22 protein-coding genes and 1 tRNA gene are annotated in these 25,154 nt (G+C 67.2%); 15 read left to right on the top strand and 8 right to left on the bottom strand.

The window, feature by feature from the left end:
- Positions 1–121 precede the first annotated feature (121 nt).
- Complete coding sequence (gene recA, locus ACZZZD_RS09475; protein WP_463434542.1) at positions 122–1,204, top strand: recombinase RecA; 1,083 nt, start codon at positions 122–124, stop codon at positions 1,202–1,204.
- A 308-nt stretch (positions 1,205–1,512) separates the two neighbouring features.
- Here the strand turns inward: recA and ACZZZD_RS09470 are convergent, their stop codons facing one another.
- From ACZZZD_RS09470 to ACZZZD_RS09455, 4 genes are all read right to left on the bottom strand, one after another.
- Positions 1,513–3,720 carry a 3-hydroxyacyl-CoA dehydrogenase NAD-binding domain-containing protein gene (locus ACZZZD_RS09470; protein WP_463434540.1) on the bottom strand — a complete coding sequence of 736 codons (2,208 nt, stop codon included), beginning with the start codon at positions 3,718–3,720 and terminating at the stop codon, positions 1,513–1,515.
- Between the two features lie 11 nt (positions 3,721–3,731).
- Positions 3,732–4,937, bottom strand: a complete 1,206-nt coding sequence (locus ACZZZD_RS09465) for an acetyl-CoA C-acetyltransferase (protein WP_463434538.1) — start codon at positions 4,935–4,937, stop codon at positions 3,732–3,734.
- A 171-nt stretch (positions 4,938–5,108) separates the two neighbouring features.
- On the bottom strand, positions 5,109–5,330 hold the full coding sequence (locus ACZZZD_RS09460; protein ID WP_463434536.1) for a hypothetical protein: 222 nt from the start codon (positions 5,328–5,330) through the stop codon (positions 5,109–5,111).
- 59 nt (positions 5,331–5,389) lie between these two features.
- Positions 5,390–6,625: a PQQ-dependent sugar dehydrogenase gene (locus tag ACZZZD_RS09455; RefSeq protein ID WP_463434534.1), complete on the bottom strand. Its 1,236-nt coding sequence runs from the start codon at positions 6,623–6,625 to the stop codon at positions 5,390–5,392.
- 196 nt (positions 6,626–6,821) lie between these two features.
- Here ACZZZD_RS09455 and ACZZZD_RS09450 point away from each other — a divergent pair.
- Positions 6,822–6,898 (top strand) — tRNA-Met (locus tag ACZZZD_RS09450).
- Positions 6,899–6,971: 73 nt separating this feature from the next.
- Positions 6,972–7,280 carry a hypothetical protein gene (locus tag ACZZZD_RS09445; RefSeq protein ID WP_463434532.1) on the top strand — a complete coding sequence of 103 codons (309 nt, stop codon included), beginning with the start codon at positions 6,972–6,974 and terminating at the stop codon, positions 7,278–7,280.
- Positions 7,281–7,287: 7 nt separating this feature from the next.
- On the opposite strand, the gene ACZZZD_RS09440 is transcribed toward ACZZZD_RS09445, so the two are convergent.
- Complete coding sequence (locus tag ACZZZD_RS09440) at positions 7,288–7,953, bottom strand: TlpA family protein disulfide reductase (protein WP_463434530.1); 666 nt, start codon at positions 7,951–7,953, stop codon at positions 7,288–7,290.
- Between ACZZZD_RS09440 and argH the strand changes: the two genes are divergently transcribed.
- The 5 genes from argH to ACZZZD_RS09415 all read left to right on the top strand — a co-directional run bounded on the left by argH (position 7,952) and on the right by ACZZZD_RS09415 (position 12,672).
- Positions 7,952–9,391 carry an argininosuccinate lyase gene (gene argH, locus ACZZZD_RS09435; RefSeq protein ID WP_463434528.1) on the top strand — a complete coding sequence of 480 codons (1,440 nt, stop codon included), beginning with the start codon at positions 7,952–7,954 and terminating at the stop codon, positions 9,389–9,391. The two genes, ACZZZD_RS09440 and argH, sit on opposite strands and share 2 nt — an antisense overlap.
- Positions 9,388–9,618: a hypothetical protein gene (locus ACZZZD_RS09430; RefSeq protein ID WP_463434526.1), complete on the top strand. Its 231-nt coding sequence runs from the start codon at positions 9,388–9,390 to the stop codon at positions 9,616–9,618. Before argH ends, ACZZZD_RS09430 begins: the two co-directional genes overlap by 4 nt.
- A gap of 2 nt (positions 9,619–9,620) precedes the next feature.
- A complete protein-coding gene (gene lysA / locus ACZZZD_RS09425) occupies positions 9,621–10,895 on the top strand; it encodes a diaminopimelate decarboxylase (RefSeq protein ID WP_463434525.1) in 1,275 nt (424 codons plus the stop codon).
- 49 nt (positions 10,896–10,944) lie between these two features.
- The gene (locus ACZZZD_RS09420) at positions 10,945–11,601 is read left to right on the top strand and encodes a hypothetical protein (protein ID WP_463434524.1); all 657 of its coding nucleotides are present in this window, start codon (positions 10,945–10,947) and stop codon (positions 11,599–11,601) included.
- Positions 11,602–11,679: 78 nt separating this feature from the next.
- Positions 11,680–12,672, top strand: coding sequence for a cation diffusion facilitator family transporter (locus ACZZZD_RS09415; RefSeq protein ID WP_463434523.1), 993 nt, complete (start codon positions 11,680–11,682; stop codon positions 12,670–12,672).
- A gap of 4 nt (positions 12,673–12,676) precedes the next feature.
- On the opposite strand, the gene ACZZZD_RS09410 is transcribed toward ACZZZD_RS09415, so the two are convergent.
- On the bottom strand, positions 12,677–13,534 hold the full coding sequence (locus tag ACZZZD_RS09410; RefSeq protein WP_463434521.1) for a glutamate racemase: 858 nt from the start codon (positions 13,532–13,534) through the stop codon (positions 12,677–12,679).
- A gap of 129 nt (positions 13,535–13,663) precedes the next feature.
- On the opposite strand from ACZZZD_RS09410, the gene ACZZZD_RS09405 reads away from it, so the two are divergent.
- Positions 13,664–15,847 carry a M3 family metallopeptidase gene (locus ACZZZD_RS09405; RefSeq protein ID WP_463434519.1) on the top strand — a complete coding sequence of 728 codons (2,184 nt, stop codon included), beginning with the start codon at positions 13,664–13,666 and terminating at the stop codon, positions 15,845–15,847.
- A 126-nt stretch (positions 15,848–15,973) separates the two neighbouring features.
- Positions 15,974–16,939 carry a magnesium and cobalt transport protein CorA gene (locus tag ACZZZD_RS09400; protein ID WP_463434516.1) on the top strand — a complete coding sequence of 322 codons (966 nt, stop codon included), beginning with the start codon at positions 15,974–15,976 and terminating at the stop codon, positions 16,937–16,939.
- Here the strand turns inward: ACZZZD_RS09400 and ppc are convergent, their stop codons facing one another.
- The gene (gene ppc / locus ACZZZD_RS09395; RefSeq protein WP_463434514.1) at positions 16,940–19,639 is read right to left on the bottom strand and encodes a phosphoenolpyruvate carboxylase; all 2,700 of its coding nucleotides are present in this window, start codon (positions 19,637–19,639) and stop codon (positions 16,940–16,942) included.
- 191 nt (positions 19,640–19,830) lie between these two features.
- Between ppc and ACZZZD_RS09390 the strand changes: the two genes are divergently transcribed.
- The gene (locus ACZZZD_RS09390) at positions 19,831–21,021 is read left to right on the top strand and encodes a divergent polysaccharide deacetylase family protein (RefSeq protein ID WP_463436110.1); all 1,191 of its coding nucleotides are present in this window, start codon (positions 19,831–19,833) and stop codon (positions 21,019–21,021) included.
- The gene (locus ACZZZD_RS09385) at positions 21,021–21,497 is read left to right on the top strand and encodes an RNA pyrophosphohydrolase (RefSeq protein WP_463434512.1); all 477 of its coding nucleotides are present in this window, start codon (positions 21,021–21,023) and stop codon (positions 21,495–21,497) included. Before ACZZZD_RS09390 ends, ACZZZD_RS09385 begins: the two co-directional genes overlap by 1 nt.
- A gap of 49 nt (positions 21,498–21,546) precedes the next feature.
- On the opposite strand, the gene ACZZZD_RS09380 is transcribed toward ACZZZD_RS09385, so the two are convergent.
- Positions 21,547–22,023 (bottom strand): Hsp20 family protein, encoded by a 477-nt coding sequence (locus ACZZZD_RS09380; protein WP_463434510.1) that lies wholly within the window; start codon positions 22,021–22,023, stop codon positions 21,547–21,549.
- 271 nt (positions 22,024–22,294) lie between these two features.
- Between ACZZZD_RS09380 and ACZZZD_RS09375 the strand changes: the two genes are divergently transcribed.
- The 3 genes from ACZZZD_RS09375 to ACZZZD_RS09365 all read left to right on the top strand — a co-directional run bounded on the left by ACZZZD_RS09375 (position 22,295) and on the right by ACZZZD_RS09365 (position 25,148).
- A complete protein-coding gene (locus tag ACZZZD_RS09375; RefSeq protein ID WP_463434508.1) occupies positions 22,295–23,101 on the top strand; it encodes a class I SAM-dependent methyltransferase in 807 nt (268 codons plus the stop codon).
- Positions 23,102–23,196: 95 nt separating this feature from the next.
- A complete protein-coding gene (locus tag ACZZZD_RS09370; protein ID WP_463434506.1) occupies positions 23,197–24,117 on the top strand; it encodes a class I SAM-dependent methyltransferase in 921 nt (306 codons plus the stop codon).
- Entirely contained in the window at positions 24,114–25,148 is a 1,035-nt protein-coding gene (locus tag ACZZZD_RS09365) for an alpha/beta fold hydrolase (protein ID WP_463434504.1), read from the top strand. The genes ACZZZD_RS09370 and ACZZZD_RS09365 overlap by 4 nt, the downstream gene beginning before the upstream one ends.
- Positions 25,149–25,154 lie beyond the last annotated feature (6 nt).

Raw genomic sequence — 25,154 nt, 5'->3', positions numbered from 1 at the left:
CGAGAACATCTTGTGAACCAGAACAAACCATGCACATAGTCGTCCTCACGAAACGGGGGCGGGTCCAGGCGGGTCTCTCCCAAGCTTAATGACGGGAATCATGGCAAGGGAGACGAAGGCAATGGCTTCACAGGCAGCACTCAAGTTGGTGGGCAAGGACGACGGCGACAAGCAACGCGCCCTGGAGGCGGCGATCGCGCAGATCGATCGCGCCTTCGGCAAGGGTTCGGTGATGAAACTGGGCAAGGGCGGGGTCGCCGACGTGATCCCCTCGGTGTCCACCGGATCGCTGGGTCTGGACATGGCGCTCGGCATCGGCGGCCTGCCGCGCGGTCGGGTGATCGAGGTGTTCGGGCCTGAATCCTCGGGCAAGACGACTTTGGCCCTGCATACGGTGGCCGAGGTGCAGAAGGCCGGCGGCGTCGCCGCCTTCGTGGACGCCGAACACGCTCTGGATCCCGGCTATGCCCAGAAGCTGGGCGTCAATCTGGACGACCTGCTGGTGTCGCAACCGGACACCGGCGAACAGGCGCTGGAGATCGTCGACACCCTGGTGCGGTCCGGCGCCGTGGACATCGTGGTGATCGACTCGGTCGCGGCGCTGACGCCGCGCGCCGAAATCGAGGGCGAGATGGGCGACAGCCTGCCGGGCCTTCAGGCGCGTCTGATGAGCCAGGCGCTGCGCAAGCTGACGGCCTCGATCTCCAAGTCGAACTGCATCGTCCTGTTCATCAACCAGATCCGTCACAAGATCGGCGTCATGTATGGCAGCCCTGAGACGACGACGGGCGGCAATGCGCTGAAGTTCTACGCCTCGGTGCGTCTGGACATCCGCCGCACCGGCGCGATCAAGAACCGCGACGAGGTGGTCGGCAACACCACTCGGGTCAAGGTGGTCAAGAACAAGGTCGCCCCGCCGTTCCGCGAGGTCATTTTCGACATCATGTACGGCGAGGGCATCTCCAAGCTGGGCGAGGTCATCGACCTGGGCGTCAAGGCCGGGATCATCGAGAAGTCGGGCAGCTGGTTCAGCTATGATTCGACCCGGATCGGTCAGGGCCGCGAGAATGTGCGCGAATTCCTGAAACAGAACCCTGACATCGCCGCCTCGATCGAAAAAAACGTGCGCGCCTCGACCAACAAGATCGCCGACGACCTGCTGGGCACGCCCGAGCCGGACGAAGGCCAGGATCTCGAAGGCTGACACCAAGACAAGAGGCTGGGCGGCCGGTGCGGACCCTGGCGGTTTGCTCCGGTCGCGGCCCGGTCTTTTCATCCCTACTCCGTCGCTCCTAGCGACCCGCCACCGACCCCGCGAAGGGCGGCGGAGCGACCCGCTCGACCTCGTGTCGGGCGGGTCTTTTTTGTTGGCCTATCGCGCGTTCGCGCTACTTGAGGCCGAATGGCCGCACATCCTCTAATCCTGGCGAAAGCCGGGATGAGCGGATTCCCAAACGAAAACGGGCGACCCGAAGGCCGCCCGTTCCGTGGTTTAACGATGTCCGCAGCCGATCAGGCGGCGGCCTTCTCCGGGGCGAACTTGCCGTAGAAGGTCTCGTTCTTGGCGGCCATGTCGCGCAGCAACTGCGGGACATTGAACCGGTCGCCGTAGGTCGCGGCCAGGCGATCCGCCGTCTCGACGAACTTGGCCAGGCCGATGCCGTCGATCATGCTGATCGGGCCACCGGTCCAGGGCGCGAAGCCCCAGCCCAGGATGGCGCCCAGGTCGGCTTCGCGGGGGTCGTCGATGACGCCCTCGGCCCAGCAACGGGCGACCTCGACGGCCTGGCGATACAGCAGGCGGGTCTTCAGTTCGTCGATCTGGGCGAAGGCGGTCGCTTCCTCGGGCTTGTCGATGCCCTTGGTGGTCGGCGCCAGTTGGGCCAGGCCCGCCCACAAGGTCTTGGGCTTGCTGTCATAGTCGTAGAAGCCCTTGCCGTTCTTGCGGCCGAACCGTCCACCCTCGACCATGGTGGCGACGATCTGCTCGCCCTCGTTGGCGACATACTTGTCGCCCAGGTCGGCTCGGGTCTGTTTGGCGATCTTGTAGGACAGGTCCAGGGCGACGTCGTCGTGCATCTCCAGCGGGCCGCGCGGCATGCCGGTCATGCGACCGACATTGTCGATCAGGGCCGGGCCGTAGCCTTCCTCCAGCATCGCCATGCCCTCCATCAGGAAGGTGGAGAAGCAGCGCGAGGTGTAGAAGCCGCGGCTGTCGTTGACGACGATCGGGGTCTTCCTGATTTTCAGCACATAGTCCAGCGCCTTGGCGATGGCGGCCTGACCCGTCTTCTCGCCCAGGATGATCTCGACCAGCATCATCTTGTCGACGGGCGAGAAGAAGTGGATGCCGATGAAGTCTTCGGGCCGGACGCTTGCCTCGGCCAGGCCGGTGATCGGCAGGGTCGAGGTGTTGGAGCCAAACACGGCGCCCTCGGCCAACTGGGCCTCGGCGCGCCTGGTGACGTCGGCCTTGATCTCGCGGCTTTCGAACACGGCCTCGACGACCAGGTCCGAACCCTTGATCAGCTCATAGTCGGTCGTCGCGGTGACCGAACCCAGCAGGGCGTCATACTTCTCCTGCGTCAGCTGACCGCGCGACAGGCGCTTCTTCAGCAGCTCCTCGACATGGGCCTTGCCCTTGTCGGCGGCTTCCTGGGTCTGGTCGATCAGGATGGTCTCGATGCCGGCGAGCGCCTGAACATAGGCGATGCCGGCGCCCATCATGCCGGCGCCGATGACCGTGACCTTCTTCGGATCGGACTTGGGCATGCCGGCCGGACGCACGGCGCCCTTGTCCAGTTCCTGTTTGGACAGGAACAGGCTGCGGATCATGGCCTGGGCCTGGGGCGTCATCAGGGTCTTGATGAAGTAGCGGGTCTCGATGCGCAGGGCTGCGTCCATCGGCACCTGGGCGCCTTCGTAGACAGCCTTCATCAGGTTCACCACGGCCGGATAGTTGCCGTAGGACTGTTTGCGCAGCATGGCGTTGCCGACCATGAAGTTCTGGATGCCGGCCGGGTGATAGGGGCCGCCGCCGGGCAGTTTGAACGACTTGTCGTCCCACGGCTGCACGGCTTTCCCGCCACCCTTGATCCAGGCCTTGGCGGCCTCGACCGACTGGCCCTTTTCGACCACCTCATGGACGATGCCGGCGCCCTTCGCGTCATTGGGGCGGAAGGACTTGCCCTCGCTCATGGCCATCATGGCGTTCTGAACGCCGACCAGGCGCGTCAGGCGCTGGGTTCCGCCGCCGCCGGGGAAGAGGCCGACCTTGATTTCGGGCAGGCCCAGCTGGATCTTGTTGTCGTTCTCGACCACGCGGTAGTGGGTCGCCAGGGTGAACTCCAGCCCGCCGCCCAGGGCCAGGCCGTTGATCGCGGCTGCGATCGGCTTGCCCGAGGTTTCCAGCGCGCGGAAGGCGCCGTTCAGCTTCCAGCCGGCGTCGAACGCCTTCTGCAGGTCACCGCCGCCCGACAGTACGCCGCCCCCGCCTTCAGAATTGGCCATGTCGCCCAGGTCCGCGCCGGCGCAGAAGCCCGAGGCCTTGCCCGAGGTGATGACGGCGCCCTTGATGGCGTCGTCGGTCTTGATGCGTTCGACCAGTTCGGGGATTTCCTTCATCACCGAAGAGGTCAGAGTGTTCATCGAACGACCCGGCACGTCGAAGGTGACCAGGGCGATGCCGTCGGCGTCGACGTCGATCTTGAAGTTTTCCATGGGTGTGATCCTCAGACGCGTTCGATGACGGTGGCGGTGCCCATGCCGCCGCCGATGCACAGGGTGATCAGGGCCGTCGACTTGTTCGAGCGTTCCAGCTCGTCCAGGGCGATGCCGGTGATCATGGCGCCGGTGGCGCCCAGAGGGTGACCCATCGAGATGCCGCCGCCGTTCACATTCATCTTGGCGTGGTCGATGTTCAGGGCCTGCATGTAGCGCAGGACGACGGCGGCGAAGGCCTCGTTCAGCTCCCACACGTCGATGTCGTCAGGCGTCATGCCCAGCTTGCCGAGCAGTTTGCGGGTCACATATTCCGGGCCGGTCAGCATGATCGACGGCTCCGAGCCGATCGAGGCGCCGCCCAGGATCTTGGCGCGCGGCTTCAGGCCCAGGGCCTGGCCGGCTTCCAGCGAGCCGATCAGTACGCCGGCCGAACCGTCGACGATGCCGGACGAGTTGCCCGGCGTGTGGACGTGGTTGACGCGCTCGACCTCGGGGTAGCGCTGGTTGATGACGCTGTCGAAGGCCAGTTCGCCCATCATGGCGAAGGAGGGGTTCAGGCCGCCCAGGGCCTGCATGTCCGTGTTCGGACGAATGGTCTCGTCATGGTCCAGGATGGTCAGGCCCAGCTGGTCCTTGACGCCGATGACCGAGTTCTTGAACCGGCCCTCGGCCCAGGCCTTGGCGGCGCGCTTGTGGCTTTCGACCGAATAGGCGTCCACGTCGTCGCGGCTGAAGCCGTATTTGGTGGCGATCATGTCCGCTGACACGCCTTGCGGCACGAAATAGGTCGGGAAGGCCGACGACGGATCGGTGGGCCAGGCGCCCATATCCGAACCCATGGGTACGCGGCTCATGACCTCGACGCCGCCGCCGACGGCGAAATCGGCCTCGCCGGACTTCACCTTGGCGGTGGCCATGTTCACGGCTTCCAGGCCCGAGGCGCAGAAGCGGTTGACCTGAACGCCCGCCGTATACTGTGACCAGCCGGCCGAGAGCACCGCCGTGCGGGCGATGTCGGCGCCGAGTTCGCCCACGGGGGTGACGCAGCCCAGGATGACGTCATCAACCTTGGAGGTGTCCAGGTCGTTGCGGTCGCGCAGGGCCTCCAGAACCTGGGTCGCCAGGCTCAGGCCGGTGATCTCGTGCAGCGAGCCGTCCTTCTTGCCCTTGCCGCGCGGCGTGCGGACGGCGTCGTAGATATAGGCGTCAGCCATGGGAGTGCGTCTCCAATAAGGACGGGTCAAAGCTCGCTCGCCAAGAACCCTACGTTTACGTCAACGTCAAGTAATAAGCCGCGTGATGCCGCGCCAGAGGGTCGAGCCTTTATCGATCGGAGAACGTGTTGGGCGGGCCGGCGCCGTGCGCCGGCCCGCGACGTGCCGCCGTCAGCGCGGCGGGATGCGGGTCGCGCCGCCCGTGATCTTGCAGGCGTATTCGGTTTCCGGGCGACCGGTCTGGATCCCCGTAGGCGTCAGAATGCCCTGCCGCTGAGTGCATTCAGCCTCCAGCGTGTCCATGTCTTTCTGATAGCTGTTGACGCCGCCCATGGTGCCGCAGGCCGCCAGCATCGGCAGACTAATCGTGGCGGCGAGGATGAGGATACGCATGGCTTGGTGCTCCCTTGGAGCGTCGGTGCGCTCCTCAACTGCCCCCCGGCCTGTGTAAGTTACTGCGTCAGGGACAGCCTGACCAGCTTGCCGTCGTCTTCGTCGGTGATGACCCAAACGGCGCCGTCCCCACCCACAGCGACGTCACGGATGCGCTCGCCCAGGTCGGTCAGCAGCCGCTCTTCGCCGACAACCCGGTCGTTCTGGAGCACCAGACGGGCGATGTGCTTTTCCTTGAGGCCCGCGACCAGCAGGTTTCCGTCCCAGCCGGGGAACATGGCGCCCTGATAGAAGGTCGCGCCACCGGGTGCGATGACCGGGTCCCAGTAGTAGACCGGCTGCTCGGTTTCGGCCTTCTGCGTCGCGCCGGTATTGATCTGGCCGCCGGCGTATTCGACGCCGTAAGCCGCGTCCGGCCAGCCGTAGTTGGCGCCGGCCTTGTCCAGATTGACTTCGTCGCCGCCGCGCGTGCCGTGTTCGATGGTCCAGATGGCGCCCGTTCCGGGCTGGACGGCGATGCCCTGAACGTTGCGGTGGCCCAGGCTCCAGATCTCGGGCAGTGCGCCGGCCTGGCCGACGAAGGGATTATCCTGCGGCACGGTGCCGTCGGCGTTGATGCGGATGGTCTTGCCCATGTGCGAACCCAGGTCCTGCGCCTGGGGCCGCATAGGCTTGTCGGAGCGCTCGCCCAGGGTGATGAACAGCTTGCCGTCAGGCGCAAAAGCCAGCGAGGAGCCGAAATGCTTGTCGCCGTCATAGATGGGCAGGGCGCGGAAGATGACCTGGACATTCTCCACCTGCGAGCCGTCGTCGGACAAGCGCGCCCGAGCGACCGAGGTCGCGTTTCCGCCCTGGCGAGGCTCGGAATAGCTCCAGTAGATCATCCGATCCTGGGCGAAGCTTGGCCCGACGATCACGTCCAGCAGGCCGCCCTGGCCGCGTGCATCGACGGCGGGCAGGCCCGTGATCGGCTCGCCGATCTGGCCCTCGGCGCTGATGATGCGCAGGCGGCCCGGCTTTTCCGTCACCAGCCATCGGCCGTCAGGCAAGGCCGCAAGACCCCAGGGGTGAACAAGGCCCGAGGCGATCACCGTGTGGGTCATGGCCTGTTCGGTCTTTACGCCCGGCGCGCGGGTCTGACCGGCGATGGCGGGTTGTTGGTCGGGGTTGTTGGCCGGTCGGGTTTCCAGCGGGGCGCCAACCTGAGGCGGAGTGTTGGCGCTTTCGCCGTTCGCGCCACAGGCGGCGGCGAGAACGAGCAGGGAGGTCGAGGCGGCGGCGACGATCAGGCGCATAGCAAGGGGGCTCCGGCGGAAATGGCGGTCGTTCAGGAACGGCGACGCCAGCGTTACCGTTCCGGGTTCTAGTCGTCTTGCGCTTTATCGCCGCACGTTCTGAACCGAGACGACTTGAACCGCGCGCGCGACGGCGATATAGGCACGCCTCTTTCGCGCTGGCCCCGGCCTCGCGAACGTCCCCGAACAGGGATGCGACTGGGTAGCTCAGATGGTTAGAGCGGTGGATTCATAACCCACAGGTCGGCGGTTCGATCCCGCCTCCAGTCACCACCTTTCGCCAACTGCAACCTGCGCCGTTGTGCTGCGTTTCGGTCGAGACCTTAACCTTGACCGGAGATCCGCCATGACGATCCGAACCAAAGCCTTGATGGCGGCCGTCGCCGCCCTGACCCTGGGCGCCGCCGCCTGCACCCAGGCCGAGCAGGAAAAGACCGAAGCCCATGCGGATGCCGCCGCCGACAAGACGGCGGATGTGGCGTCTCAGGCCGGCGAGGTGATCGAGGGCGGCGCGATGAAGGCGGCGCAGGCTGTCGAAACCGGCGCCGGCAAGGTCGCCGACAAGCTGGAAGGCGAGCAGGCCGAGGCCGCCGCCGAAGGCAAGCCGGGTGCGATCAATCCCGCCACGGACGAGCGGGTTCCCGACAAGAACTAATTTCGGGTCAGGCGAGAGGCGGCGTGCCGCCTTCCGCCAGCACCGCGTCGATCAGAGCGCGAGCCTGGGGGCTGGACCAGTCCGCCTCGCCGGCCATCGTGGCGCGGATACGGCCCTGGCGATCCAGTATGATCGTCTGCGGCATGGCGCCCTTGCCGGGAAACTCGAACGGCAGCTGGAAGCGGATGTCGCTGTAGAAGGGCAGGGGGGCGTGGTCGTCGAGGAAGCGTCTGGCCTCGGCCGCCGCCTCGGGCGTCGCATCGACGTTGATGGGCAACACGACCAGGTTCTCGTTCGCCTCATAGGCCTTGGCCAGGGCCTGAAGCGTCGGCATCTCCGCCTTGCACGGCGCGCACCACATGGCCCACAGGTTCACGACAACCACCTTGCCTTGGAAGGCCGAGAAGCGGACGGCCGTGCCGGTGCGGTCGCGGAAAGCGTATTCGGGCGCGAGTTTGGCCTCAGCCGGCGTCGAAAGCGCCGTCAGGGGACCGACGGCGAGCCGCGCCAGATCGCTTTTTGGCGTCGCGGCGGCGGTTGCGGCCTGATCGACTTGTGCCTTCTGGCGATGATTGGCGTATAGCGACATCGCCATTCCGCCGGCGCCGGCGATGGTGCTGACGACCACGACCGCGCCCACGACCGCCCAGATCGCCTTTCTAGAGCCGCTCATGACTGAATCCACCTCTTCCGACGCCAATCTGTCCGGCGGTTCGACTGCGCCGGTGAAGCCTGCGGGTCAAGACATGTGGGGCGGACGCTTTTCGTCGCGCCCCGCCGAAATCATGCAGGCGATCAACGTCTCCATCGGGGTGGACCAGCGTCTGTGGCGTCAGGATCTGGCCGGGTCGCGCGCCCACTGCCGGATGCTGGCTAAGCAGGGCATCATCCAGCAGGCCGACGCCGAAGCCATCCTGGGTGGGCTGGACGCCATCGAATCCGAGATCAAGGCCGGGACCTTCCCGTTCCGAGATCAGTTCGAAGACATCCACATGAATGTGGAGGCTCGGCTCAGCGAACTGATTGGCGAGCCGTCGGGCCGCCTGCACACGGCGCGCAGCCGCAACGACCAGGTCGCCGTCGATTTCCGCCTGTGGGTGCGCGACGCCTGCGATCGCTCGGTCGCCCAGTTGAAGGCGCTGCAGGCCGCCCTGCTGGCGCGCGCCGAACAGCATGCCGGCGACCTGATGCCCGGCTTCACCCATCTGCAGACCGCCCAGCCTGTGACCCTGGGTCATCACCTGATGGCCTATGTGGAGATGTTCGGCCGCGATGCGGGGCGCTTCAACGATGCGCGCGCCCGAATGAACGAGAGCCCGCTGGGCGCCGCGGCCCTGGCCGGTTCGCCCTTCCCCATCGACCGGCAGATGACGGCGGCGGAGCTGGGCTTTGACCGGCCCATGGCGAACTCGCTAGATGCGGTGTCGGACCGGGACTTTGCGCTGGAAAGCCTGGCCGCCGCCTCGATCACGGCCGGCCACCTGTCGCGGTTGGCCGAGGAGATCGTGATCTGGATGACGCCGATGTTCGGCTTCGCCTCGCTGCCCGACGACCTGACGACCGGGTCGTCGATCATGCCGCAGAAGCGCAATCCGGACGCCGCCGAACTGGTGCGGGCCAAGACCGGCCGGATCATGGGCTCGCTGGTCGCCCTGTCCACGGTGATGAAGGGTCTGCCGTTGGCCTATTCCAAGGACATGCAGGAGGACAAGCCGCCGGTGTTCGAGGCCTTCGACGCCCTGGACCTGGCCCTGGTCGCCATGACCGCGATGGTCTCGGCGCTGCAGCCCAATACGGAACGCATGGCCCAGGCGGCGGGCGCAGGCTTCTCGACCGCGACGGACCTGGCCGACTGGCTGGTGCGCGAGATGAACCTGCCGTTCCGCAAGGCGCACCATGTGACGGGCGCGGCGGTGAAGCGGGCAGAGGCGCTGGGCGTGGATCTGTCGCAACTGCCGCTTGAAGAAATGCAGAAACTGGAGCCGGGCGTCACCGAAGCGGTTTACAAGGTGCTGACCGCCCAGGCTTCCTGCGAAAGCCGTCAAAGCTATGGGGGAACCGCGCCGGAACAGGTCCGTGCGCGTATCGCCGACTGGAGAGCCCGCCTGTGAAAAAGACCCTCATCGTTGCGGGCGTCCTCGCCCTTCTGACCTCCGCTTGCGGTCGCATGGCGGACCTGGAGTCTCCGGTGCGCGAGACCGAGCGGGCGCCGCGCAGCAGCCGCGCGCCTGGCCTGCCTGAGCCGGCGACCATGAACCGCCCCTCCAGCAGCATCCCGATCGACGGCGGCCCCTCCAACCCCATCGGCGCCGGCGCCGCCCAGAACGACCCGCGCTAGCCTTGCACCATTTCGACCTGAAGGACGGCGCCCTGTATGCCGAGGGCGTGCCGCTGGAACTGATCGCCGACGAGGTGGGCACGCCTGCCTATGTTTATTCGACGGCGACGCTGAAGCGGCACTACGGCCTGCTGCGCGCCGCCGCCGATGCGCATCGCGACGCCCTGGGCGAGGCGCTGATCGCCTTTGCGGTCAAGGCCAACTCCAACCTGTCGGTGCTGGCGACGTTGGCCAAGTTGGGGTCGGGCGCCGACACCGTCTCCGAGGGTGAAATCCGCCGCGCCCTGGCGGCCGGCGTGCCGTCCGACCGGATCATCTTCTCCGGCGTGGGCAAGACCGACGTGGAAATGGCCTTCGCCATCAGCGTCGGCGTGCGCCAGATCAACGTCGAGTCCGGCGCGGAGCTGGATCGGCTGATCGCCATCGCCGCCATGATGGATACGTCGCCGGCCATCGCCGTGCGGGTCAATCCGAACGTCGGCGCGGGCGGTCACGCCAAGATCACCACGGGCGGCAAGGGCGACAAGTTCGGCGTGCCCGTCGAGGAGGCGATGGGGCTGTATGCGCGCGCCTCGGCCTCGCCCCACGTCACGCCGGTGGGGCTGGCCTGTCACATCGGCAGCCAGATCACCGACCTGGCCCCGCTGGAGGCCGCCTTTATGGTGCTGGCGCAGATGACCCGCGACCTGCGGGCCCAGGGGCATGCCGTGACGCGGCTGGACCTGGGCGGTGGGCTGGGCGTGCCCTACTCCGGCGGGACGGAACCGCCGTCGCCGGCCGAATATGTCGCCATGGCGGCGCGGGTCCTGGACGGGCTGGACGTCGAGGCGGCATTCGAGCCGGGGCGGCTGCTGGCCGCGAACGCCGGGGTGCTGCTCAGCCAGGTGATCCAGGTCAACGAACGCTCGGACGGGCGACGCTTCCTGGTGCTGGACGCGGCGATGAACGACCTGATGCGGCCGGCGCTGTACGACGCCTTCCACGACATCCAGCCGGTCAATCCGCGCAGCGGTGCGCGCCTGCCGCACGATGTGGTCGGGCCGGTATGCGAGACGGGCGACACCTTCGCGCGCGATCGCGACCTGCCTCCGCTGGAGGCCGAGGACCTGGTCGTCTTCACCGGGGCGGGGGCTTACGGCGCGGTGATGTCGAGCGAATACAACAGCCGGCCCCTGGTCCCCGAGGTTCTCGTGGACGGCGATCAGTGGGCCGTGATCCGGCCGCGCCCCACATATGAAGAGATGCTGGATCGAGAGCCATTCGCCGATTGGCTTTAGGCGCGAATTGTTCTCGACCGTTATAAAGTAACACGGTATAGGCCGCTTCATGTCGCCCGGCCCCGAACATTCCGTCATGCTTTCCCTGCTGGGGGGCGGCTTCGTTGCGGCCTTCCTGCATGCGGCCCTGCCGACCCATTGGCTGCCCTTTACGCTGGTCGGGCGTGCGCAAGGCTGGCGACCGTCGCGGATCCTGATGGCGGTGACGGCGGCGGGCCTGGCCCATATCGCCACGACGGCGGTGGTGGGCGGTCTGATCGTGGCGGCGGGTCTGGCGCTGGACCAGTGGATCGAGGGGGTGTTGCCCCATCTGGCGGCGGTGCTGCTGTTCCTGTTCGGCGCCTTCTATCTGGCCCGCGCGACCTTGCGCCGGCCGGCCGTGGCCGGTGGTCCCGCCCTGGAGACCGCAGAGCCCGCAGTGTCGGACAAGGCGGCCTTTCTGGGCCTGATCGCCATGATGGCGGTGTCGCCGGGCGAAGTGTTGTTGCCCATCTATCTGTCCTCGGCCTCGGCGGGCATCGGCGCTCTTGCGATGCTGACGGTGGTGTTCGCCCTCGGCACCATCGCCGGCATGGCGACATTCACGGCCCTGGCCAGCGCCGGCGCCTCGATCCTGCGGCTGGAGCGGTGGGCGAGGTATGAGGGGGCGGTGCTGGGCGTGGCCCTGATCGCGCTGGGCCTCGTCGTCGCCATGCACCAGCACTGAGGCGACATTACATGATAACATTCAACGCGTTATCATGTAGCAGCTTGGCTGTTTGCCCAAAAGGCGTATAGGCGAACCATGAACGCCGCGAACGACCACGCCGATCACGACCATGACCACGATCACTCGGATCACGGGCACGGTCACGACCATTCGCACAGCCATCATGGGCACAGTCACGGGCATGGCGGACACAGCCATGGGCCGGTGGATACCGGCGACTGGCGCTATGCCGTCGGTCTGGTGGTCAATCTGCTGTTCGTGGCGTGCGAGTTCGGCGCGGGTCTGATCGCGGATTCCACGGCGCTGCTGGCCGACGCCGGGCATAATCTGTCGGATGTGCTGGGCCTGGCCATGGCGGGGGGCGCGGCCTGGCTGGCGCGGCGCGGGGCGCATGGGGCGGCGGGCGGTCGGCGGACTTATGGGTTCGGCAAGGCGACGGTTCTGGCGGCCCTGGGCAATGCGCTGCTGCTGATCTTCGCCTGCGGGGCCATCGCCTTCGAGGCGGTGCGCCGCTTCAACGAGCCGGCGCCGGTCGGGTCGGGCGTCATCATGGCGGTGGCGGGCATCGGCTTCGTCATCAACCTGGGCACGGCGCTTCTGTTCATGAAGTCGCAGCACGACCTGAATGCGCGCGGCGCCTATCTGCACATGATGGCCGACGCCGGGGTGTCGCTGGGCGTGGTGCTGGCGGGCGGACTGATCATGGTGACCGGCTGGTCGGTGGTCGATCCGCTGGTCAGCCTGGCGATCGTGGTGGTGATCCTGTGGTCGACCTGGGGCCTGCTGAAGGATTCCGTCAATCTGGCCATGGACGGAGCCCCGACGGGCGTGGACGTGCCGGCGCTGGAAAAGGCGCTGGTCGGCCTGCCGGGCGTGCGGGCGGTGCATGACCTGCACGTCTGGGGTCTATCGACGACCGAGACGGCCTTGACGGCGCACCTGGTGCATGACCGCGAGGATGCGGCGGCCCTGATCGGCGAGGCTCAGGCCGTGGCGAAACGCTACGCCATCGGCCACACGACGTTGCAGCTGGAGAACGAGCCGCTGCCGGATTGTCCGGGCTGCTGACGCTCTACGCCTGGGCGAACGTCAGGGGTGAGCCCCAGAACTGGGACACCATTTCCGACTGCGGACCGGCCTGGCCGGTGGTCAGGAAATCGCGGCGGCCGCTGTCGCCCAGGTCATATTCGGGATGGGCCTTGAAATAGCGCTCAAGCGCGTCGGAGACGGCCGTGGGCTGCTCGATCAGCGCCGTGCCCGCCGGCAGGGCCTGGGCGAACAGTTGGGCGACGATCTCGTAGTGGGTGCAGCCCAGTATGGCCTTGTCGGGATGGCGGCCGATGCGGCGACGCAGGGCGTCGACATGGTCATCGATCACAACCTTCAACTCCTCAGGCGGCGCCCCCAGCTCGATCAGGCCCGCCAGACCAGGGCAGGGTTCGGAGAAAACGGCGATATCCTCGCGCCGCTTGTCGATCTCAATCTCATAGACCCGGCTGATGGCGGTGGCGGCGGTGCAGAAGACGCCGGTGATGTCGATGGAGGCGACCTTTTCGCCCTCCTGCGGGCGCTCGGCTTCAAAGCTCCAGGGTTTGCCGGTCGCGGCCTCGATGGTCGGGACGATGATGCCCAGGATGTTGACCGGGCGGGCCAGCCGTTCGCGCAAGCTAGGCAGCCAGGTCTGTTGCAGGCGTCGGAGCGCAATGGCGCTGGCGGTGTTGCAGGCCAGGACGACGACCGATGCGCCGGCGTCGAACAGACGCTCGCATCCGGCCTTGGTCAGTTCGACAATGTCCTCGCCGCCGCGCCCGCCATAGGGGGCGTGGGCCTGGTCGGCTAAATAGACGAAGTCGCGTGCGGGGAACCGCCGGGTCAGTTCGCGGTGAACGGTCAGACCGCCCACGCCGGAGTCGAAAACGCCAATAGCCATGGCGCGCTTTAGAACAGTGCGACGACGTATCCAACCGGGTTGGCGAGAAGATTACGTCTCCGTCAGGTGACGGGGCCGTTCCGTGCGCCTAAGTGTGTGGGCAATCATGATCTTCTTTCGGAGCATTCCATGCATAGACGCCAGCTTCTCATCGCGGGCGGCAGCCTGATGGCCCTGTCCGCCTGCGCCTCGACCGGAGCCGCCTCGGGCGGGTCCGCCGCCGCGCCGTCGGCCGCCAGCCTGGCCGAGGAAGCGCGCCTCGCCCGCGCCGTCCTGCCGACCCAGACGCCGCGCGCCGAGCTGCTGCAGGTCTGGACCGGCTCCTATGACGGCGTGCCGCCGTTCGACAAGGTGACGCCGGCCAAGCTGCGCGAAGCCATGCTGGAAGGCATCGAACTGCAACGCGCCGACATCGCCGCGATCGCGAACAATCCCGAGGCCCCAACGTTCGCCAACACCATGGCGGCGCTGGAACTGGCGGGCGAGCCGCTGGACCGGGCGTCCAACATCTATGGGGTGATGACCTCCAACATCGGCGGCGAAGCCTATGACGCCGTGGACACCGAACTGTCGCCGCTGCTGTCGGCCGCTTCGGACGAGATCACCTTCAACGAGAAGCTGTTCCAGCGGGTCAAGACCGTCGCCGACACCGCCGATGCGGCGGGTCTGAGCGCCCAGCAGAAGCGTCTGGCCGAGCGTCGCCGCGACGCCTTCATCCGTTCGGGCGCCAATCTGGACGCCGCCGGCAAGGCCGAGCTGGGCCGGATCAACACCGCCCTGTCCAACGCCTTCACCCGCTTTGGCCAGAAGGTAGTGGCCGACGAGAACGCCTGGACCCTGATCCCGAACGAAGCCGGTCTGGCGGGCCTGCCGGATTCGAACAAGGCCGCCGCCGCCGGCGCCGCACGCAGTCGTAACCTGCAGGGCTGGGCCATCCTGAACACGCGTTCGGCGGTCGATCCCTTCCTGACCTTCGCTGACGACCGGGCGCTGCGCGAGCAGGTCTGGAAGAAGTTCGTCAATCGCGGCGACAACGGCGACGCCAACGACACCAATGCGACCATCGCCGAGATCGTCAAGCTGCGGGACCAGCGCGCCAAGCTGCTGGGTTATGGCAACCATGCCGACCTGCGCATGCAGGACACCATGGCCAAGACCCCTGCGGCAGCCCAGGCCCTGATGGACCGCGTCTGGGCGCCGGCCAAGGCCCGCGTCGCCGAAGAGGTCGCCGACATGAAGGCGATCGCCGGTTTCGACATCGAGCCGTGGGACTACCTCTATTTCGCCGAGAAGGTGCGCAAAGCCAAGTACGACCTGGATCAGAACCAGCTGAAGCCGTATTTCGAGCTGAACGCGGTGCGCGCCGGCTCCTTCGCCATGGCCGAGCGTCTGTACGGCTTCCAGTTCAAGAAGCTGGCTAAGGGAACCGTCCCAACCTTCGAGCCGGACGTCGAGGTCTATGAGGTCTATGACAAGACCAAGGGCCGCCAGATCGGCCTCTACTACACCGACGACTACGCCCGTCCCGGCAAGCGTTCGGGCGCCTGGATGACCACCTATCGGTCGTTCTCGACGCTGGACGGATCCAAGATCATCCTGGGCTCGAACAACAACAACTTCACCAAGCCGGAGCCGGGCGAGCCGGTCCTGATCTCGCTGGACGACGCCGAGACCCTGTTCCACGAGTTCGGCCACACCCTGCACTACTACTCGTCGAACGTGACCTATCCGTCGTATGGCAACACGCCGCGCGACTTCGTGGAATATCCGTCGCAGGTGCACGAGCACTGGGTGCTGAGCCGTCCGATCCTGGACGGCTATCTGAAACATTATCAGACGGGCGCGGCCATGCCTCAGGAACTGGTCGCCAAGATCGAGGCCGCGTCCACCTTCAACCAGGGCTATGCGACGGTCAGCTATCTGTCCTCGGCCATCGTCGACATGGACCTGCACACCCAAGCCACGCCCCCGACCGACATCGACGCGTTCGAAAAGGCCAGCCTGGCGCGGATCGGCATGCCCAAGGAGATCGTGATGCGGCACCGCCTGCCGCAGTTCAATCACCTGTTCACGTCGGACGCCTATTCGGCGGGCTACTACAGCTATCTGTGGTCCGAGACGATGGACGCCGATACCTGGGCCTACTTCGAAGAGTCGGGCGACGTGTTCAACCCGGACATCGCCGGTCGTTTCAAGTCGATCATGCTGGCGCCGGGCAACACCACGGACCGTGCGGAAGCCTATCGCGCCTTCCGCGGTCGTGACCCGGACGTGGCGGCCCTGCTGAAGGTCCGGGGCTTCCCGGTATCTTGATCCTGGGCCTTCGGCCGACTTTGTGACTGAATGACTGGACGGCCGGCGGAGCGATCCGCCGGCCGTTTCGTTTGGGCCCGACCTGGCCTAGAGCAGGTCGAGACCCGCGCAGATCAGGATTCCTGCATGACCGTCGTCGCCTCCTACGTCTATCGCGACGGCCAGCGCGTTCGTGAGGCGCCGCTGACGCCTGAAGGGCTGGCGACGGAACCGGGCGAGTTCGTGTGGATCGGCCTCTACGACCCAACTGACGCCGAGATCGATGTGTTGGTGGACCGGTTCGCCCTGCACCCGCTGGCGGTCGAGGACGCCCTGGCGGCGCACCAGATGCCCAAGGTCGAGGTCTATGGCCGCGAGCTTTTCGTGGTGGCGCGCACGGCGCTGAAGATCGACGACCGGCTGGCCTATGGCGAGACCCATGTCTTCGTCGGCGACGACCATGTGGTCAGCATCCGCCACGGATCGGCGCGGTCTCACAATCTGCTGCGGGCGCAACTGGAGGCGTCGCCGCAACAGCTTAAGAAGGGGCCGGACTTCGTCCTGCACGGCATCCTGGACTTCATCGTTGATGCCTACGCCCCCATCGTCGATGACGTGGAGGACAGCGTGCTGGAGATGGAGCAACGCACGCTGGACGCCTTCCTGTCGCGGGGCGAGATCCGGCGCTTGTTCACCCTGCGGCGCGAATTGATGAAGTTCCGGCGGATTCTGGGGCCGATGGAGGAGGTGCTGGGGCGTCTGCAGTCGCTGGACCTGCCCTGCATCGATCCCGATGTGCGACCCTATTTCCGCGATGTCGGCGACCACGTGCGACGGGTCAACAGCCGGCTGGGCGGGCTGAACGACATCCTGTCGTCGGTGTTCGAGGTCGCCAATCTGCTGGAGCAGCAACGCCAGGGCCTGATCACGCGCAAGCTGGCCGCCTGGGCCGCCATCCTGGCCGTGCCCACCGCCGTCGCCGGCATCTATGGCATGAACTTCGAACACATGCCCGAGCTGCGCTGGGAATACGGATACTATGCGGTTCTGGGCGTCATCGCCGCCATCTGCGCGACGCTGTATGTGACGTTCAAGCGCACGAAATGGCTGTAATCACCCGCTGTTTCTCAATCCCGCCGCCACGCCGTTGATCGCCAGCAGGATGCCTTCGCGGACGCGGGGGTCGTCGTCGCCGGCGCGGCGGCGGCGGATCAGTTCGATCTGGACGTGGTTCAGCGGCTCGACATAGGGCATGCGCAGGCGGATCAGCCGGTCCAGCTCTGGTTGTCCGCCCAGCAGTTGGTCATGGCCGGTAATGGCCAGGATGGCGTCGTGGGTGCGCTGCCACTCCTCCCTGATCTCGCCATAGATGCGGGCGGCCAGAGAGGCGTCGGGGACCAGGGTGGCGTAGCGGCGGGCGATGGTCATGTCCGACTTGGCCATGACCATTTCCATGTTCTGGACCAGGGTCTTGAAGAAGGGCCAGGCCTCGGCCATCGCCTTCAGCTCGCCCATGTCCTGGCTTTGAACGGCCGAGCCGAAGCCGAACCAGCCGGGCAGCATGACCCGGCTCTGCGACCAGCTGAACACCCAGGGAATGGCGCGCAGATCCTCGATCCGGGTCGAGGCCGTCCGCGATGACGGGCGCGAGCCGATCTTCAGGTCGGCGATCTCGGCGATAGGGGTGGCGGCGCGGTAGTAGTCGACGAAGCCGTCGGTCTCGTAGACCAGCTGGCGATAGGCGGCCATCGAGCGGGCCGACAGGTCCGACAGGGTGGCGCCGTGTTCGGCGGTGAAGGCGTGATCCGTCCCCTTGCCCAGCGAGGCCAGCATGGCGCCGCAGGTCAGGGCGTCGAGATTGCGCAGGGCGATCTCGGGCTCGCCGTATTTGTTGGCTATGACCTCGCCCTGTTCGGTGGTGCGGATGCGGCCCTGGACCGTGCCTTCCGGCTGGGCCAGGACGCCGGCGAAGGACGAACCGCCGCCGCGCCCGACCGTGCCGCCGCGACCATGGAACAGCTGAAGCTTCAAGCCATGTTTCTGCGTCACCTCGACCAGGGCGCGCGAGGCTTCGTGCAGTTCCCAGCCGGAAGTCAGATACGAGCCGTCCTTGTTCGAGTCCGAATAGCCGATCATCACCTCCTGCACCCCGCGCGCCTTGGCGACGCCGAGGGCGGACGGCTCCTGAAGCAACCGCTCCAGGGTCGGGCGGGCGGCGCGCAGATCCTCGATGGTTTCGAACAAGGGGGCGGCCTGGATTGGGCAGGCGGCGGGGTCTTCGGGCCGATAGAGACCGACCTCCTTCAGCAGCAGATAGACTTCCAGAAGGTCCGACGCCGCGTCGGTCTTGGACACGATATGGGTTCGGATGGCCTGAGGTCCGAAGGCGGCGAGCGCGATCGCGGCCGCCTGAAGGATGGCGCGCTCCTTCAACGTCTCGGGCTCGTAGTCGGCATAGGGGCTGAACAGCAGGCGCGACGAGGCCAGTTCCTCGGCCAGCACCTTCAGCCGCCCTTCCTCGTCCAGCGCCAGATAGTCGGACTGGACGCCTGCGACCTTTAGCAGGTCGGCGACGACGCGTTCGTGGACGTCGGCGTTCTGGCGCATGTCCAGGGTCGCCATGTGGAAGCCGAACACCTCGACCGCCGTGATCAGGTCGCTGAGCCGGTCGTCGGCGAAGACGCCGCCGTGGTGCGAGACCAGGCTGTCGTGCAGGGTCTTCAGGTCGGCCTCGAAGGCGTCGGGACCGGGATAGGGCTGGGCCTCGACGGCGGGACGACGCGGGGCGGGGGCGTCGCCCAGCTTCTGGTGCGTGGCGGCGAGACGAGCATAGACCCCGGTCAGGGCGCGGCGATAGGGCTCGTCAGCGCGGTGGGGCGAGGGATCGTGGGCGGCGTCGGCCAGGGCCTGAAGTTCAGGAGAGACCTGGGCCAGTTCGGCGGCGAGGCTGAGCTCGGCGCCCAGGGCGTGGACCTCCTCCAGATAGAAGGTCAATACGGCCCGCGCCTGGGTGCGGAAGGCGGCCGTCATGACCGTGGCGTCCACGTTCGGATTGCCGTCGCGGTCGCCGCCGACCCAGGTGCCGACCCGCATGAAGGGCTTGAGGTCCGGCGCGTCCAGCAAACGCCGCCATGCCGACAGCTGCTTGGGCGCGACGTGCAGGAAGATGCGGTCGAGGAAGGAGACGACGGTGTCGATCTCGTCCTGCACCACCAGGCCCTGAGTGCGGACCAGGCGCGTGGCCCACAGGATGACGATCTGGCGGCGCAGCGGCTCGTTCAGGGCGTCGAGCGTGCAGGCGTCGCCGGCCTTGTCGCAGGCGTCCAGCAGGTCCGAGATGGCGGCGATGCGGTCGATCACGCTCTTTCGGCGCACCTCCGATGGGTGGGCGGTCAGGACGGGCGAGATCAGCGACTGATCCAGCAGGGCGCGCACGGCCTCGCGGTCCACACCCTGATCGGCCAGACGTTTCAGCGCGCCCTCTGGCGTGTCGGGACGGGCGCCGGCCTCGGCCTGGCTCTGGGCGCGCCTGCGGGTCGAGCGGTCTTCGGCGATATTGGCCAGCAGGGAGAACAGGGCGAAACCGTGGGCCAGCCCGGCCGCCTGATCGACAGACATGGCGGTCAGCAGCTTCTCCAGCCGCTTGGCCGGGTGCGAGGCCGGGTCGCGGTGATAGGCGATGGAGGCCTGGCGCACCGCCTCGACGTGGTCGAACAGGGCCTGTCCGCCCTCGTCGCGGATGATGTCGCCCAGAAGACCGCCCAGCAGTCGGACTTCGTCGCGCAGGGCGTCGTCGGCGGCGGGGCTGATCATGTGGAATATCCTTGGTCGGCACGGGGAGATCGGCATCTGGAAGTGCGAATGCGCCCGCGTCAACGCACGATCCGTGACAGCCGCGCGCAGAGATCCCCGCAGCGTTCATGGTGAACCCGCCGTTAGGGTTTCTTAACCGGCGCGGGGCGATGATGCCGGCGTAGGATTCCAGATCGGTTCCGCCCGTGCCCATGTTCGCCAAACGCCAGTCCGCCCTCGCCGCCGCCGCCGGAGCCGCTCCGCGCGCAAAGGACGGCCCGAGCCTGACGCCCGTCATCAATGCGCTGAAGAAGCCGCCGGTCGTGGCGGGACTGGCTGGCCTGTTCCTGCTGAGCACAAGCGCCCTATTCCTGACGGTGCTGGGCGATCCCAAGGCCGGAACGCCCTCGGCCCATGTCGCACTTGAGCGCGAGGCGCCTGCCCCACAGGCGCCCGCGCCGACCGGGTTCGAGGCCTTCTCCATGGGGGCGATGGGGCTTTATCAGAATCTCGCGGGCGGCGGCGATGCGGCGACTGGCGGCGACGCGGTCATCACCCTGCCGGACGGCGGCAGCGTGTCTGGCGCAGGGGCGGCCTACAGCGCCCCGATCCATGCCGCCTCGCCCCTGGCCAAGGCGCCGATCGCGGGCCTGTCGCAGCCGGGCCCGGATGGCGTTCTGCCCATGATCGCGCCCGACGGTCGCGTACCGGCCCAGGCCTACGCCCGTCCGTTCCGTCCGAACGGCAAGCCGCGCGTGTCGCTGATCGTCGGCGGCCTCGGCCTGAATGCGGTGACGACCCGCGCGGCCATCGAACGCTTGCCGCCGGAAGTGACGCTCAGCTTCGTGCCCTATGCCGACAACCTGCAATCCTGGATCGACCAGGCGCGGGCGCAGGGCCACGAGGTCATGCTGGAAATGCCGATGGAGCCGACCGGCTATCCCGACAACGATCCTGGCCCCTATACGCTGCTGGCCGACGGCGGCGCGGACGACGTGGGCGCCAAGATGGACTGGCTGCTGGGCCGGGCGACCGGCTATTTCGGCGTGACCAACTATCTGGGCGACCGCTTCTCAAGCTCGGACACGGGCATGAACGCCTTCCTGGGCATCCTGCGTCAGCGTGGCGTGGCCTTCCTGGACGACGGGTCGTTCCAGCGTCGGCCGGGGGCCTGGGCGCGGGCCAGCGCGGACCGCGTCATCGACCGGACCCAGTCGCCGGCCGCCATCATCGCCGCCCTGAACGGGCTGGAGGCTCAGGCTAAGCTGCGCGGCTCTGCCCTGGGGACCGGCTTCAGCTATCCGGTGACGGTCGAGGCCGCCGCGCGCTGGACCGCGGGTCTGGAACAGCGCGGCCTGCAACTGGCGCCCGCCTCGTCCATGTCGATGCGGCCGGGGCGCTAGTGTCCGATCTCGAGGCCTACCGCCCCAATGTCGGGGTCGTGCTGTTCAATCGCGACGGCCTGGTCTGGTACGGCCAGCGCCACGCCACGCCCGGTCCGCATCACTGGCAGTTCCCGCAAGGGGGCGTCGATGCGGGCGAGGATCTGGAAGCCGCCGCCCGGCGCGAACTGCGCGAGGAGACGGGCGTGGCCTCGGTCGAACTGCTGGCGCGGACGGACGACTGGATCCTGTACGACTTCCCGCCCGAGGCCATGAACAACGCCAAGGCCTGGCGCGGCTTCAAGGGTCAGAAGCAGCAGTGGTTCGCCTTTCGCTTCACCGGCGACGAAAGCGAAATCGATCTGGCGGCCGACGACGAGGTGGAGTTCGACGCCTGGCGGTGGGGACCGCTTTCGGACGCCTGCGACCTGATCGTGCCGTTCAAGCGACCGGCCTATGAGCAGGTCGTGGCCGCCTTCGCGCATCTCGCGACATAGAAAAAGGGCGGCGCGAACGCCGCCCTTTCATAGTCTGCCTGAAGACGACTTAGGCCGCCTTGGCCTTCTTGTCGGCCTTGGCTTCGATCAGAGGCTGGCCGGCGCCGATTTCGATGCGGCGGGGCTTCAGCGCCTCGGGCAGTTCGCGCTTCAGCGAGATCGACAGCAGGCCGTTGACAAAATCGGCGTCGGTCACGACGACATAGTCAGCCAACTGGAAGCGGCGCTCGAAGTCACGCTCGGCCAGGCCGCGATGCAGATAGGTCTTCTGCGTCGCCGTATCGTCGTTGGCGGTCTTGCGGCCGGTGACAGTGAGCAGGTTTTCCTTCACCTCGATATTCAGCTCGTCGGTGGTGAAACCGGCGACGGCGATCTCGATGCGATAGGCGTTCTCGCCCGTGGTCTCGATATTGTAGGGCGGATAGCCGCTTTCCGAACTGGTGCGCGACGCGCTTTCCAGCAGATTGGCCAGACGGTCGAAGCCGACGGCCGAACGGTACAGCGGGGTGAAATCATAGGTACGCATCAGCATCCTCCTGAGGATCAGCAAGGTTGAGCCGCCCGGCGGTTTGGCCCGGACGGTAGGGATGCAGTCCGACGACCCGAAACCGGCGCCGTCAGTCTGGAGAACCCGAAATCGGCGCTCTCGGGAAAAGAGATGGTGACCTGCAAAACCGCGTCAAGGGCGCGGCGGCGATGATTCTGCTTGCGTCAAATTGGCCTGCGTCTCGCGAACGTCATTTGCTCGGGCGCCGCGCCTGCCTATGGAGAAGAACCTGAACCCGGAGCCCCTGATCATGCGCCCTGCCGTCTTAGGCCTCGCCGCCATCCTGCTGTCCGCCGCCCCGGCACTGGCGCAGCAGTCGCCCCAGACCGAAGGCGCGTGGACGCCGCCGCGCTCGGCCTTGTCCAGCGCCCTGCCGACCTTCGCCGAGGACACGGCTTTGCAGACCGCCATCGCCGCCGAGACCCGGCCCGCCGCAGACCGGGCGCGCGACGTCTATCGGCACCCGTACGAATCCCTGACCTTCTGGGGCCTGACGCCGGGCATGACGGTGGTGGAGATCGAGCCGGGCGGCGCCAGCTGGTGGCGGCATATCCTTGAGCCCTATGCGGCGGCAACCGGAGGCCGCTACGTGCCGGTCAACCGCCCGCTGGAAGACATGGGCGTGGCTGAGGGGGGCGCGGACTTCATCCTGGTGGCGCGCGCCTTCCACAACTGGTCGCGCAACGACCGGACCCAGCCCTATCTCCAGGCCTTCTTCAAGGCGTTGAAGCCCGGCGGCGTCCTGGCCGTCGAACAGCACCGCAGCGCCGAGGGTCTGAACGTCGCAGACGTGGCTACGACCGGCTATGTGCCTGAAAGCTACGTGATCCACGAGGCGCGCAACGCCGGTTTCGTACTGGAGGCGCGCAGCGAGCTGAACGCCAATCCCAAGGACGATCACGACCATCCGTTCGGCGTATGGACCCTGCCGCCCATCCGCCAGTCGGCGGCGCGCAACGATCCGTCGGGCCGCACCCTGACGCCCGAGGAACGGGCCGCCTTCGACGCCATCGGCGAGAGTGACCGGATGACCCTGCGGTTCCGCAAGCCGGAATAAGCAGTCTTGCGTTTTGACCGGGCCTGCGAACCTGATTAAGCCCAATCCGCCAAGGTGTGTCGGACGCGGGTCCCGGCGTCCTGCGGGAGTTTTGAATGGCTGATTGTCTGGCGAGCGCGGGCGGATTGTCGCGTCGGTTCCTGCTGAGCGGCGCGACCGCGCTGGCGCTGACCGGCTTGGCGGCTTGCGGTCGCAAGGACGAGGCCGCCAAAACGCCCGAGGCGCCGCCCAAGCCCGCCGGTCCGCCGGAAGGGTCGCTGGAATGGGCGGTGCAGGGATCCTGGCGTTCGGCCCAGGACAAGGCGCGCGACGCTTTCCGTCATCCGATGGAGACGCTGCGTTTCTTCGGGCTTCAACCGCGCATGACGGTGGTGGAGTTCTGGCCCGGCAGCGGTTGGTACACCGAAATCCTGGCCCCTTATCTGGCCAAGGGGGCGGGGACCTGTGTCACCGCCCTGTTCCCGGAAGGACCTACCGCCGATCCGGCCCAGGCTGTACTGAACGCCGCCTTCCGCACACGGTTCTCCAGCGACAAGAAACTGTATGGCGAGCCGCAGTTCACGGTGTTCGGGTCCGGCTCCGGCCCGGTGACCACGGCGGGGACGGCGGAACTGTGCCTGTTCATGCGCACCCTGCACGGCTGGATGGCGGCGGGCATCGCCGAAAAGGCCTTCGCCGACGCCTTCGCCGCGCTTCGGCCCGGCGGCATCCTGGGCATCGAGCAGCACCGGCTGTCGCCGGCCGAGGACCAGGATCCGGTCGCGGCCAACGGCTATGTCCAGGAGGCGTTCGTGCGCCAGCTGGCGGCCGAGGCGGGCTTCGTCTTCGTCGCCGCCTCCGAGATCAACGCCAATCCCGAAGACACCAAGGACCACCCCTTCGGTGTCGATACGCTGGCGCCTGCGCGCTTGACCGCGCCGCGCGGCGAGCCCGCCGATCCCGCCTTCGACCGATCCAAATACGAGGCGATCGGCGAGAGCGATCGCATGACCTTGAAGTTCAGGAAGCCCGAGTGAACCGCGCCCAAGCCTTCGCCGCCAACGCCCCCCTGATGGGGGTTCCCGGCGCCGCCTCGCCTCCCGGCGGCAGGGGCGACTGGTTCCGCGGCGCGGGCGGGATGCGCCTGCGCGCCGGCCTGTGGAAGCCATCGCACCTGAGCGCGGACAAGGTGCGCGGCACGGTGGTGCTGAGCCCCGGCCGCACCGAGCCGATCGAGAAATACTACGAGGTCATCGGCAACTTCCTGGCGCGCGGCTGGTGCGTGCTGACCCACGACTGGCGGGGCCAGGGGCTGTCGGCGCGCCTGCTGCCCGACCGTTTGAAGGGACACGCCCGCGCGGTCGAGGAGTTCCTGGACGACTATAACCGCCTGCTGAACGCCTATGAGGACCAGTGTCCCAAGCCCTGGATCATGGTCGGCCATTCGATGGGCGCCTGCCTGAACCTGTTGACGCTGGAGAGCGGCGAGAGCCGGTTCGCGGGCGCGGTCCTGTCCAGCCCCATGCTGCGCATCAAGACCGGCAAGCGGTCGATGTGGTCGGTCAAGCTGGTGGTGCGCTGGAACATCCGCCACGGCCAGGCGGGCGATTATATCCTGGGCGATCCCGACGATCCGTTCGACCACAACTTCGCCGAGGACGCCCTGACCTCGGACGAGAGCCGATACGAGATGTGGCGTCAGCAGCTGTACGCCTGCCCGCACCTCGCTATCGGCGGCCCGACCTACGGCTGGCTGGCCTTTGCGCTGGACGCGGGCGAGCGAGCGCTGAAGCCCAAGGCGCTGAAGGCGGTCAAGGCGCCGGTCGTCATCGTCCAGGCCGACGCCGACGACGTGGTGTGGAAACAGACGAACCGCTGGGCCGCCAAACGCATCCCGCGCGGCCGCTACGTTGAGGTGACGGGCGCCAAGCACGAGGTGATTATGGAGGCCGACGACCTGCGCGCCGTCTTCCTGAACGAGTTCGACGCCATGGCAGACCTAGTCGCCCCGACGGCGGATGCGGTCACTGATCCGTCGGCGAGAACCGTCGACGTGACAGCGGTCTGAGCGCGC

The organism is Brevundimonas sp. AC546 (assembly GCF_979258305.1).
Note: the sequence above shows the minus strand (reverse complement) of the source record. Positions and strands in the feature narration are given on the sequence as shown.

Coding starts and splice junctions, on each gene's coding strand:
- recA (WP_463434542.1), top strand. CDS start 122: ATGGCTTCACAGGCAGCACTCAAGTTGGTGGGCAAGGACGACGGCGAC.
- ACZZZD_RS09470 (WP_463434540.1), bottom strand. CDS start 3,720: ATGGAAAACTTCAAGATCGACGTCGACGCCGACGGCATCGCCCTGGTC.
- ACZZZD_RS09465 (WP_463434538.1), bottom strand. CDS start 4,937: ATGGCTGACGCCTATATCTACGACGCCGTCCGCACGCCGCGCGGCAAG.
- ACZZZD_RS09460 (WP_463434536.1), bottom strand. CDS start 5,330: ATGCGTATCCTCATCCTCGCCGCCACGATTAGTCTGCCGATGCTGGCG.
- ACZZZD_RS09455 (WP_463434534.1), bottom strand. CDS start 6,625: ATGCGCCTGATCGTCGCCGCCGCCTCGACCTCCCTGCTCGTTCTCGCC.
- ACZZZD_RS09445 (WP_463434532.1), top strand. CDS start 6,972: ATGACGATCCGAACCAAAGCCTTGATGGCGGCCGTCGCCGCCCTGACC.
- argH (WP_463434528.1), top strand. CDS start 7,952: ATGACTGAATCCACCTCTTCCGACGCCAATCTGTCCGGCGGTTCGACT.
- ACZZZD_RS09440 (WP_463434530.1), bottom strand. CDS start 7,953: ATGAGCGGCTCTAGAAAGGCGATCTGGGCGGTCGTGGGCGCGGTCGTG.
- ACZZZD_RS09420 (WP_463434524.1), top strand. CDS start 10,945: ATGTCGCCCGGCCCCGAACATTCCGTCATGCTTTCCCTGCTGGGGGGC.
- ACZZZD_RS09415 (WP_463434523.1), top strand. CDS start 11,680: ATGAACGCCGCGAACGACCACGCCGATCACGACCATGACCACGATCAC.
- ACZZZD_RS09410 (WP_463434521.1), bottom strand. CDS start 13,534: ATGGCTATTGGCGTTTTCGACTCCGGCGTGGGCGGTCTGACCGTTCAC.
- ACZZZD_RS09405 (WP_463434519.1), top strand. CDS start 13,664: ATGCATAGACGCCAGCTTCTCATCGCGGGCGGCAGCCTGATGGCCCTG.
- ACZZZD_RS09400 (WP_463434516.1), top strand. CDS start 15,974: ATGACCGTCGTCGCCTCCTACGTCTATCGCGACGGCCAGCGCGTTCGT.
- ppc (WP_463434514.1), bottom strand. CDS start 19,639: ATGATCAGCCCCGCCGCCGACGACGCCCTGCGCGACGAAGTCCGACTG.
- ACZZZD_RS09390 (WP_463436110.1), top strand. CDS start 19,831: ATGTTCGCCAAACGCCAGTCCGCCCTCGCCGCCGCCGCCGGAGCCGCT.
- ACZZZD_RS09380 (WP_463434510.1), bottom strand. CDS start 22,023: ATGCGTACCTATGATTTCACCCCGCTGTACCGTTCGGCCGTCGGCTTC.
- ACZZZD_RS09375 (WP_463434508.1), top strand. CDS start 22,295: ATGCGCCCTGCCGTCTTAGGCCTCGCCGCCATCCTGCTGTCCGCCGCC.
- ACZZZD_RS09370 (WP_463434506.1), top strand. CDS start 23,197: ATGGCTGATTGTCTGGCGAGCGCGGGCGGATTGTCGCGTCGGTTCCTG.